This window comes from Pseudoalteromonas galatheae (assembly GCF_005886105.2).
GTDB lineage: Bacteria > Pseudomonadota > Gammaproteobacteria > Enterobacterales > Alteromonadaceae > Pseudoalteromonas > Pseudoalteromonas galatheae.
In genome coordinates this window covers 1178858-1189409 of the sequence record NZ_PNCO02000001.1, presented here as the reverse complement: position 1 = coordinate 1189409, position 10552 = coordinate 1178858, and the positions used below count along the sequence as shown (strand labels likewise).

The 10552-nt window shown below is 43.1% G+C and carries 8 protein-coding genes and 1 other RNA gene; 6 read left to right on the top strand and 3 right to left on the bottom strand.

What is annotated here, in order from left to right; genetic code table 11:
• Nucleotides 1-2: 2 nt before the first annotated feature.
• Nucleotides 3-320, bottom strand: coding sequence for a DUF962 domain-containing protein (locus CWC29_RS05210; RefSeq protein WP_010606470.1), 318 nt, complete (start codon nt 318-320; stop codon nt 3-5).
• 118 nt (nt 321-438) lie between these two features.
• Between CWC29_RS05210 and CWC29_RS05205 the strand changes: the two genes are divergently transcribed.
• Nucleotides 439-897, top strand: coding sequence for a DUF5067 domain-containing protein (locus CWC29_RS05205; protein ID WP_235956527.1), 459 nt, complete (start codon nt 439-441; stop codon nt 895-897).
• 116 nt (nt 898-1013) lie between these two features.
• Here the strand turns inward: CWC29_RS05205 and CWC29_RS05200 are convergent, their stop codons facing one another.
• Entirely contained in the window at nt 1014-1919 is a 906-nt protein-coding gene (locus CWC29_RS05200) for a flagellar protein MotY (RefSeq protein ID WP_128727812.1), read from the bottom strand.
• 164 nt (nt 1920-2083) lie between these two features.
• Here CWC29_RS05200 and rnt point away from each other — a divergent pair, with 164 nt between their 5' ends.
• The gene (rnt, locus tag CWC29_RS05195) at nt 2084-2752 is read left to right on the top strand and encodes a ribonuclease T (protein WP_138521861.1); all 669 of its coding nucleotides are present in this window, start codon (nt 2084-2086) and stop codon (nt 2750-2752) included.
• Nucleotides 2753-2797: 45 nt separating this feature from the next.
• On the opposite strand, the gene CWC29_RS05190 is transcribed toward rnt, so the two are convergent.
• On the bottom strand, nt 2798-4450 hold the full coding sequence (locus CWC29_RS05190) for a DUF342 domain-containing protein (protein WP_138521863.1): 1653 nt from the start codon (nt 4448-4450) through the stop codon (nt 2798-2800).
• Nucleotides 4451-4781: 331 nt separating this feature from the next.
• Here CWC29_RS05190 and CWC29_RS05185 point away from each other — a divergent pair, with 331 nt between their 5' ends.
• The 4 genes from CWC29_RS05185 (at nt 4782) to CWC29_RS05170 (ending at nt 10492) form a co-directional block, all read left to right on the top strand.
• Nucleotides 4782-5933, top strand: a complete 1152-nt coding sequence (locus CWC29_RS05185) for a Card1-like endonuclease domain-containing protein (protein ID WP_138521865.1) — start codon at nt 4782-4784, stop codon at nt 5931-5933.
• A gap of 323 nt (nt 5934-6256) precedes the next feature.
• Nucleotides 6257-6724, top strand: a complete 468-nt coding sequence (locus CWC29_RS05180; protein ID WP_138521867.1) for a hypothetical protein — start codon at nt 6257-6259, stop codon at nt 6722-6724.
• A 211-nt stretch (nt 6725-6935) separates the two neighbouring features.
• Nucleotides 6936-7292, top strand: a transfer-messenger RNA (tmRNA) gene (gene ssrA, locus CWC29_RS05175).
• A gap of 491 nt (nt 7293-7783) precedes the next feature.
• Nucleotides 7784-10492 carry a CHASE domain-containing protein gene (locus CWC29_RS05170; RefSeq protein WP_138524594.1) on the top strand — a complete coding sequence of 903 codons (2709 nt, stop codon included), beginning with the start codon at nt 7784-7786 and terminating at the stop codon, nt 10490-10492.
• The last annotated feature ends 60 nt before the right edge of the window (nt 10493-10552 follow it).

Sequence of the window (10552 nt, the reverse complement as noted above, 5' to 3'; positions counted from 1 at the left end):
CTTTACCAAGGTACTTTACCACGTATAATATCCTTGTACATGACCCAGTCACCCATCAAGCTATACAGCGGATATTGAAATGTCGCAGGCTTATTTTTTTCAAAAAAGAAATGCCCTACCCAAGCAAAACCATAACCCGCGATTGGCAACAACCACAGTAAAGACCAATGTGCAAAAACAAGCGCAAAGAGCAAAATCAAGAGCACTAAGGTTGAGCCGATAAAATGCAAGCGACGGCAGGTTTTGTTTTTGTGCTCAGCGAGGTAATAAGGGTAAAACGATGCAAAAGAATTGAACTCTTTGTTATTATTTTTAGTCATGAGAGTATGCGATTCGTTATTCGACTGTAATACTCAGCATAGTGCAAAGTATTTACGTTGAAAATAAAAAAGGAATGAGCGTGGCAACAGGCTCAAAAACAGTATGTTGAAACCCCTAATGATGATCACCGCTGCGATGCTACTCCAAGCTTGCAACGACACCGCCCCAACCACCAAATCAGAGGAAACGATGAATGCACAGAGTAACATTCAATGCAGTGTGAGTAAGGGGTCCGACTCAGGTATGACCTACCCCGTTAATTTCACTTTTACTAACGCAGGCCATAATGATGAAAAGTTTCTAATTTGGCATACCCCTTTTGAAGGCTGGTGGAGCCAATTTTTAGAGGTAACACAAAATGGTAAGTCGCTTAATTATCAAGGACCCATGGCGAAACGACTCGCGCCCTCAGCTAATGAATTTATGACCCTAAATGCAGGGCAAAGTAAAAGCGTAGAATTAGATTTGGCACTGGCTTATGAGATAAACACCGCACAGCCCATTACCATCACCTATCAAAATCAGCTCAGTCATGCCAATGCATTAAAAGCGTCATGTAGTACGGTATTAGAATAAAACCGATATCAGCATCGTATCTCGGCTCGTAGGTCGGCTTTTAAGCCGACAACTTAACCCAACAACCGACAACCCAACTAACCCATAACCAACTACAAAAAACCACAACCCCAACATCAAGGTCTTGAAATTTGGATCACGACTCGACGGTTCTTACCACGACCAATGGCATTGTCGTTGGTATCAATATGGCGCTTTTCGCCAAAGCCATCAGTCATAATTTTACTCTCTTCGACCCCTAAGTTCGCCATATAGGATTTAATCGCCTCGGCACGTCTCTTTGACAATCTCAGGTTGGTATCACGGCCACCGTAACTATCGCTATAAGCCGAAATATAAATTTGCTCAATTTTCGGATCATTTTTAAGATATTCGCCGATCATATCTAAACGTTTGCGTGACGACTTTGTCAGTTCACTGGAGTTTTTCTTGTAGTTCATCACTGTAAAAGCAATGTCTTCAAAGCTGTATGGTAGCAAATTATCGCGACACTGTAAGAACGCCCAATATGCCTGTTTAAAGTTCACTGACGACAAAGAAACTGAGATTTTATCTACGTCGTTGTGCCAATCTTTATAATAAAAAGTGGGAAAGTAGCCCTTTTCAAGCTCAGTCAGCAACTGCCACGCGACGTCATTTTCAAGTTCACCGTCAAATTTTTTCAGCAATTTCATTTGGCCGATACTTCTTGCCGGTTTGCCGGCTCGCCAAAGCGGAGGCACCGATTCAAGCCCTGCAAAATCGTAACTTTCAGGACGTACCATCATATCGAGGTTAAAGGTTAAATCTTTATTTTTACTGGCGTTACTTGAAAATATAGCTTCACCGTAATACGGAACTTCATGGTTAAGCGCACAGCTCAAACGATTGTTTTGGTCAACATTCCAATGTGATGAATCAGCTTCGGCAGCGTATTGCCGCATTGCAGCCTCGCTATTAAAGGCAATGGCGCATAACGATATACCAACCCAACCTACTGATTTATATAACTTGATCACCCCACACCTCACAACATCAACCATTAATCTACACGCACTCAACATGCTAAAAACTAGAGTTTGTCTCTACCAATTCGCGCTATTTAGAGTTAAGCAATAAATGTACCATACTAAGCGCTCTCAAGCTGCTCGCTTCTTGTCGAGGTATCAGTATAATAGGCCGCTAAATTTCACAAACCAAGAAGATTATGTCTGATACCGAGCAAACGCTATTTTCAAAACGCTTTCGCGGCTTCTTTCCTGTAGTTATCGACGTGGAAACCGCTGGCTTTAATAAAGATACTGACGCCCTACTAGAAATTGCCGTTAGTATGTTAAAAATGGACGATGACGGGGTATTAAGCTTAGATCAGACAGTACACTTTCATGTTGCGCCTTTTGAAGGTGCAAATATTGAGCAAGCTGCGATTGAATTTAATGGCATTGATCCATTTTCACCACTCAGAGGCGCAGTTGCAGAAGATGAAGTGCTGAAAGAAATTTGCAAAGCTGTGCGTAAAGCTCAAAAAGCCGCAGGCTGCCAGCGCTCCGTTGTCGTTGCCCATAATGCCGCTTTTGATCACGGTTTTTTAAATGCAGCTATTGAGCGTAATAAGATAAAGCGCACACCTTTTCACCCATTTGTCAGCTTTGATACCACATCACTTGCAGGGCTTGCTCTAGGCCAAACGGTGCTTGCAAAAGCATGTCGTGCAGCGGGTATAGAGTTCGATAACAGTCAAGCACACAGCGCACTTTACGACACAGAGCGCACCGTAGAGCTCTTTTGCTACATAGTCAACAGGTGGCAAGCATTAGGTGGCTGGCCTTTACCTGAACCAGAGCCTGAAGTCGAGTCAACAACCGACACCGAATAATAAAAATGCCAGCAAATTCAGCTGGCATTTTTGTAAGTGTTCGTTTTACGCTATTTCTGCGGTTTTGGCAGTCGTAAACTGTTGCATGATTTTACCTTCATGTAGTTTAACGAAATTAGGCGGGTAAATTCGCGAAAACAGTTTAGTATCTTTCGCTATTTTCACTTCAGTCCCAGGATGCATCAACTCATTGACAGTGACTCGACTCAAGCGTGCTAAGCGATGTATTTTTTGCTGTATTAACCGGATATTACGCTGATTACGGCCATAATGTTTGTTGATCTGCGCTTCGCTATGCTGCAACTTGGCAAGATAGGCTTCTCGCTTTTGAGATAGCGGTGACGCCTGCGCTTTATTCATCGCACGCTTAATATCAATGATCTTGGAGGCTAGCATCTTTTCTAGCTCTACCAGCTCGCGGTGCTTCTCGTGCAAACTGTCCCAGTCTTGGGCTAATGAAATACGTGTTCTTGTGCCAGATGGCGCCCCAAGCTCACCCGTTTCTATACGCATGGCGTCCAAAACATTACCGCCAACCAATTTACCTCTTGGGGTCTCACCTTTGCCTACTTTTATTAAACGTTTGGAGGCTAAATCACAATGCAGAGCTTGACGTTCAATCAAAATGTCTTGCTCACTCTCAATGTGACAGTACTGCGCATAACCTAAAGAAACACTGCGCTTTGCTGTAATTGAGCACGAAAAAGGTTCACCTTCGATGCGTTTGCGGCCAATCGTACCAAGCATAACCGTAACCGCACTGCCGCTTTCAAGAATAGCCGACTCCACAAAACCAATAACGGTAATATCTCCTGAAGCCTTAACGCGCATTCCATCTTTGATATCACCACTTACAATCACACTACCATCAAACTCAACATGCCCAGTCGTCACATCAATGTTTTCGTAGCACAGTAAATCATCAACGCGCATACCACGAGGAACGGCTACCGGCACACCTTTTGAATCGGCAATAAGTAAGTTTTTGTCATTAGGGTCAAGCTTGGTGCCTTCTGACACCTCAAGTGGCGCATCTTTACCCGGTTTTGGCTCAATCACATCGCCAAACACGGTATAACCTGGCTCACCTTCAGTTGGCGGGACTTTTTTCATCAATGGGCTACCCGGTTTTACGGTGATGATAGCGCCTAAATTACGCATATCGACTTTGCCACCACTCGACTCTTGTGGGCTAAGCACTCTATCTTGTGCTGTCATACACAAACGCACAAAACGCGCGTCGCTACCATCTTTGGCACGTTGTCCATGTGCGACAATACCGCTGTAGGTGTGTCCAGAAGGGAGTTCTAACTGCTGACCAAGCAGATTATCGAGAGCTTTACCACTGACACCCTTTTTAATGCCAGCTTGTTTTAATGCTTGTTTGGCTTTGTTCATACAAACCAACTTACCGCCTCGGGCTGTGGTTACTCTCGCTTCGGCAAGCATATTACCTTCTTCAATACGCACAGAAATAGACGCATCGATAGCGCGAGCCACAATTAACGAGTCCTGCTCAGGTGCCTCACTTGCGGAAAATAATTGGCCTATATTGGCATGAATGATCTCAAAATCCGCATATGGCGACTCCTCAATCATCTCAATCAATTGAGACGAGCTCGCCGGAAATCCGGATTCCACTGGATGAGAGAGCAAGTAGACATAGCCCTCATCCTCATCAAAACGAAATAATGACATTCATCAACCCTGAAATATATGCACGATCTTATTGTTATGTTGTTATTTTTAATGCAGCGGGATCATTTGAGCATAACTTAGTCAAATTGTTAAGCTTAACATTACCTGAACCACTACAAATTTTAAATGAATGTAAATCGTTCTGCGCATTAAAAGTACAACTTATTATTTTCCTTAGATTTATCGGCTTTACAGTGCAAAGCTTTAGACAAACTTTAGGGTTTCGCGCTTAGTAGCGTCAAATTCATAACTAAGTATTACTCCGTTTTACACTTGCCGCTTTATAGGGTAGTTTTATCTTTTACGACGGACATAAATTTTAGGGACAGCCATGACAAAACACGTACACCTTAGTTTTATCGACACCAACTTTATCAACTCACTTACGCCTGTACTCGACCACAATATTGACTCAGATGAAATACTCTATTTAATAGAATCTCAACAACAACAAAATCTTGAAGATATTAAAAGAGTGTTGGGGCCAAGAGGGGTGAAAGTACATCATGCCCTTATCCCTACCAGCCGAGATAGCGACACCTTAATCGACAGCTTCCACCAACTCATTGACACCCTCATTAGCGAGCAGCCAGAAACCCAATTTGTGTTTAATGCCAGTTGTGGCGACCGCCAACACTTGCTCTCGATGTATGAGGTGATCCGCGCCTATCCAATTGAATGTTTTATCATTGAGCCCGAGCGCGACGAACTTCACTGGCTTGTACCAACAGAGCGCGCCAACACCATCCTTGCCGATAAATTAAAGATACGTGACTTTTTTAACCTCATCGATGGCGATATTACTGAAATTGCAAATGAGGGGGTTGTTGATATTCGCTATCGCCAGCTCGGTGCCAAATGGGCAACCAGTCAAACGGATTTTAGCCATGCCCTAGCCCAGCTCAACTATCTCGCTGCTAGCAGTGAAGATAATGAACTTATCAGTGAGCCTTTGAGTCGCAGCCAAATGAATAGCCCAAGTTTGCAAACACTCATTGACGATTTAGAAGATGCTAACATCGCTACAAGGCAAGACGACAAATTAAAATTTGCTAATGAAGGCGCTCGCTTTTTTGCCAACGGTGGCTGGCTAGAAGAATATGTGTACGCCATCCTCCTCAGCCTAAAAAAAGAACTCACCATTTTACAAGATGTCGCCCAAGGCGTTGCGATTAAACGTCGCGTGGGACAAGGCTATGTCAATAACGAGCTAGATATTGTAGCGCTCGCCAACAATAAGCTTCACCTCATTGAATGCAAAACCAAAAAGTTTAGTAAAGGGGAAGGCAATCAAGTGATTTATAAACTCGACTCACTCAGCGAGCTATTTGGTGGCGTACAAGCAAGGGGTCTACTAGTGAGCTATCAAGGTATTAGAACTTCGGAAAGACTACGCGCCAAAGCGCTAGAAATTGGCCTGATCTGCGAAGATGACCTTGGCCAACTAAAAGATAGACTACGCAACTGGTTGCGCGGAGCGTAAACACAAAAAGCAACATACCCAGCGTTTGTTGGCGCTGCGTTTATCACCCTTACAAACCCACAAAGCGGTAGCGAGTGCTCCGCTTTCTGTCGCCGTACAATAATCCACTTTTCTTTTAGCACAATCCTATAGACTTTAGAGCTGAGTTCGTCAGATATCAATGCCTCCAACTCCTTAAACAACGAAATAGCGCTTCAACCTTCATGGTTCATATCGGGATAAGTGACAAAGCACTCCTTGGTTAGAGGGTTTAAGTTTATTGAGCCACTTTTGGGCATACACCTTGCTGAAGTTGTTATACGTATTTCAGAAGGATTTGCTAAATGAAAGTTCAACACCAAGCAGTGCTATACAATCAGGCTCAGGTGCGACGCGCGCAATCAATCGAAAATGAAGCGAAGGGAAGCGTTTTGCCAGCATCAGAGGCAACAACTAGCCACATCAAAGAGGCACAATTCGACTTTACCCATATGACCAAGAAAGAACTGGCTGTGGCATCTAAAGCACTGTATGACGAAGGAATATTGGATTTAGGGCAACATGCTTCGCTTTCTTTACATTATTTTGTTGTTGAGCAAGGCCTAAATCGGGGGAGTGGAATTCCCTCTCCTGCCGATACTTCACGAGCCGAGAATGAAAAAATCGACGTTATCGCTATGCAAAAGGCCAAGTTAAGAGAGGCCCGTCGGAGTGGCCGATCAGAAACAGAAATTCAATTTTCTGAAAAGCTGCTCAAGACTTTAGAGAACTATCAATATGGTGGTAAGGGAAGATTCTTCGCAAGTGCCTAGTCGCACAAATAAAAAGCCAACCCGTTATACATATAATCAACGCTTACGGCCTTGTTCAGCAATCGGCGAGTAATTAATCAAACACGCCTCTGCTTCGTGAAATCATCAGCAAATGGCATGATAAGCCATTGTAATGACATTAATCCTATGTATAATGCGAGACATAGTTAGTTGTTAGATGTATAGACACTAACAGTACTGAATTTATTCAGGGGCTGATTAGGATTCGACGGGATTCAAGAAGCCTAAGGTGCATGTCGAGGTGCGGCTGGCCTCGTAAAAAAGCCGTATTTAAAGTAATCGCAAACGACGATAACTACGCTCTAGCGGCATAATAGCCCGCTAGCACTCCTCCATGATATTCTTGTGGATCTGGTTCTGGAGTGTCACCCTACACAAGATCGCTACGGAAACCCTGGCCGGGGTTGAAGGGCTAAAACTAAGCGGCCTCGCCTTTACTTATCGTGTTCGTCCGAGATTTAAAGGTTAACCAAAAGACGATACTAAACATGTAGGACCGAAGGTCGACGCTTTCCGGACGGGGGTTCAAATCCCCCCAGCTCCACCAAATTTTAGCGTTTTAAAACAGCCAGTTAGAGCAACAAGTTCTGACTGGCTTTTTTGTTTTCGGGGCAAACATCCACATTTCATCCTAAAAAGTGTCCACATCGTGACCACATTTATATATGGCCCAAAATCCGCATATTTATACCAATTGAATTAATTCTCTAATCAATTTGAAGGGTGAAATAGCATATTAGCTTCGTTAAAAATTTCTCATTTAGAACAACTAAATAGCAAAATTTTTGCCTTGCTACTAAAGCAATTTCCCCGCTTCAAGATAGATCATTTACTTAATACAATTGGTATTATTTTAGCTTTTAAGGCTACGGGACTGAGCCAGCCCCAATCTACAATTTATTCAAATAACAATTCAAAATATGCTTTAGTGAGCCAATTGAGGCGTAAATTGAGCGTTGTTACTTTGCTGTAATCACTATCAATTCAATGCTATCTGGACTAACATATTGGTTAGATTTAGAGCGTAAGGAATATAGCGTGTCGTTAGCGAATGCTCGCACAGTTCACCAAAGCCGATTTGTGCCACTGGTTGCTGCACTACTTGTGTTAGTTGGTAGTATGCTTTACGGGCTGGTGTTATATGAGCAAGAAAAAGAGCATCATGCTGAAAAAGTCGCCTCGGCACTTGCTTTGCGCCTTGATCATGTGACTGAGGGAGTGAACGAACGCGTTACATTGTACTGGTACGGCATTTTGGGGCTTCGCACTGCAATTTATGCGAACCAACAACATAGCTTTGACTATCAGGCAATGCGGCGATATATCGACTCGTTTGATTTCCAAGCGGAGTATCCAGGCGCACGAGGCGTTGGAATTATTAAGTATGTCCCCATCGATAACGTGAGTAGCTTTGTGCAACAAGCACAAGCTGAACGCACGGACAGAACATTCTCCATCAAAACGCTAAATCCACATAACACCAGCAAATTTGTTATTCAGTATATTGAGCCAGAAATAAACAATGATAAAGCTGTCGGGTTGGATATAGGCTCCGAAGCTAGTCGCAGAACTGCAGCAATAGAGGCTGCAACCACCAATGAACCAAGGCTTACCGCCCCAATCACCTTAGTGCAAGCCGACAATAAGGTTAAATACGGATTTTTAATTCTCGCACCAATTTACACCTCAATTAGTATTGCAAAAGATGAAGAAAATCGTTTACGTAATTTGATTGGTTGGACTTACTCTCCTTTACTTATCGATGAAATCCTGTCGACTTTACTTTCTTTTCGACAAGATGTTTCAATTCAAATCTCTGATGTAACCAATAATGATGAAAACACTCCATTTTATCAGGCACTAGAAGAAGATGTTAGAGAGAAAAATAGCCCACTCGCTAAGCAAGTCGCGTTATTTGGTCGCACTTGGGAAGTAAAGATTTGGCCAACTCCAAAGTTTATCCGTTCACTCAACTTAGTGTCGCCGAATACTGTTTTGCAAGTAGCACTACTAGTTTCTTTGCTATTGGCAGTCATCACTTATATTTTACTTTTAAGCTTTACACGTCAGCGCTTAGCAGAAAGAGAAAAATTGGCGGCTGAGGAAGAAAAAGCACAATCCCTGGCGAAACTGAACTCGTCTTTAGAACAAGAGGTGAAAGCGCGTACTAAAGAAATCATTAAATACAGCCAGCTGCATACCAGTATTGTTGAAGGTTCGGGTTATGCCATTATTGCCACAGATCCAGACGGTATCATTACCCAGTTTAACCCAGCGGCCGAGCGTTTATTAGGATATAAAAAAGATGAGCTCATTGGTAAATCTTCCCCCGCCATTTTTCACCTTAAAGAAGAAGTAGTAACAAGAGCAGAAGCACTGACGAAAGAGCTTGGTAGAGTCATTGACCCTGGGTTTGAGGTCTTTGTCGCCAAAGCTATACAAGGTGTGGTCGATACTAACCGATGGACCTATGTCACTAAGCAAAACCGGTATGTTCAAATCAAGCTAAGCGTCACAACATTAACCGATGAGCATGGTAATATAGACGGTTTTTTGGGTATTGCATTAGATCTCACAGAGCAACTCAAATATGAACGAGAGCTCTCGCACGCCAAAGAAGCAGCGGAGCAAGCAGCCAAGGCCAAAGCCGTCTTTTTGGCAAATATGAGCCATGAAATACGAACCCCTATGAATGGCTTATACGGTACCCTGCAACTCTTAAAATCGGAGCCGCTCAATAGCACTGCCACCAATCTACTCGAAAAAGCGACCTACTCAATTAAGGCACTTAACACCATCATTAACGATATTTTGGATTTCTCTAAAATTGAAGCCGGTAGAATTGAGCTTGAAGAACGGCCATTCAATATTGAGGTGTTGGTTGAACATCTACGCTCAGATTTTTTGGTATTGGCAAAAAACAAGGGGCTAAAACTTAAGATCCACGTTGAGCTTGAGCATAAGTTTTGGCTCGGAGATGAAGTCAGAGTCAGACAAGTGTTGCTTAACCTCTTGTCAAACTCCATTAAGTTTACTGAAACTGGCAGTATTATTACCCATATAAAACCGCTTCAAAATGATTCAGGTATGCTTATTACCGTTGCCGACACCGGCATCGGGATGACAGAAGCCACAATCAACAAGCTCTTTTCACGATTTGAGCAAGCAGATAAGTCCACCACTAGAAAATTTGGTGGTACGGGGCTTGGTCTTTCTATCACTCGCTCTCTAATTGACCTGATGGGCGGTACGATTAAAGTAGAAAGTACCGTTGGAGAAGGCAGTCTATTTAGCATCGAGTTGCCAATGCAAAAGTCTGAGGTTACGTCAGAGCAATCAACAACCGACCAGCTGACCGCAGCAGACTTAAACGGCGTATCTATATTGTTGGCTGAAGATAACCCAATAAACCAGCTGGTAGTTCGTTCTATGGTCAGTAAAGCCAACGGTAATATTACAATTGCAAATAATGGTAAAGAGTCGATAGATCAATTCGAGCGAAGCAAACCAGAGCTAATACTTATGGACATTCAAATGCCTGAAATGGATGGCGTTGAGGCTTGTAAACTTCTGAAGAGTAAAGACCCCAACATCCCAATTATCGCATTAACTGCAAATGCTTTTCCGGAAGACAAAGCTTTATATGAGCGCGTTGGATTTGATGGCTATGTTGCCAAACCCATAGAGGAGCTTGAGCTTATCAATACCATCGCGACCGTACTCGCCCATAGCCGCGATATGCAGTAACTTTTGCAGCTATGAGAACACTCTGCGGTTAGTAGTTACAAACTTAGTCATTTAACAAAG

Excerpts from the sequence above, each read along its gene's own strand:
- CWC29_RS05200 (WP_128727812.1), bottom strand. The coding sequence starts at position 1,919 with ATGGTTGATGTTGTGAGGTGTGGGGTGATCAAGTTATATAAATCAGTA.
- CWC29_RS05205 (WP_235956527.1), top strand. The coding sequence starts at position 439 with ATGATGATCACCGCTGCGATGCTACTCCAAGCTTGCAACGACACCGCC.
- CWC29_RS05180 (WP_138521867.1), top strand. The coding sequence starts at position 6,257 with ATGAAAGTTCAACACCAAGCAGTGCTATACAATCAGGCTCAGGTGCGA.
- CWC29_RS05190 (WP_138521863.1), bottom strand. The coding sequence starts at position 4,450 with ATGTCATTATTTCGTTTTGATGAGGATGAGGGCTATGTCTACTTGCTC.
- rnt (WP_138521861.1), top strand. The coding sequence starts at position 2,084 with ATGTCTGATACCGAGCAAACGCTATTTTCAAAACGCTTTCGCGGCTTC.
- CWC29_RS05210 (WP_010606470.1), bottom strand. The coding sequence starts at position 320 with ATGACTAAAAATAATAACAAAGAGTTCAATTCTTTTGCATCGTTTTAC.
- CWC29_RS05185 (WP_138521865.1), top strand. The coding sequence starts at position 4,782 with ATGACAAAACACGTACACCTTAGTTTTATCGACACCAACTTTATCAAC.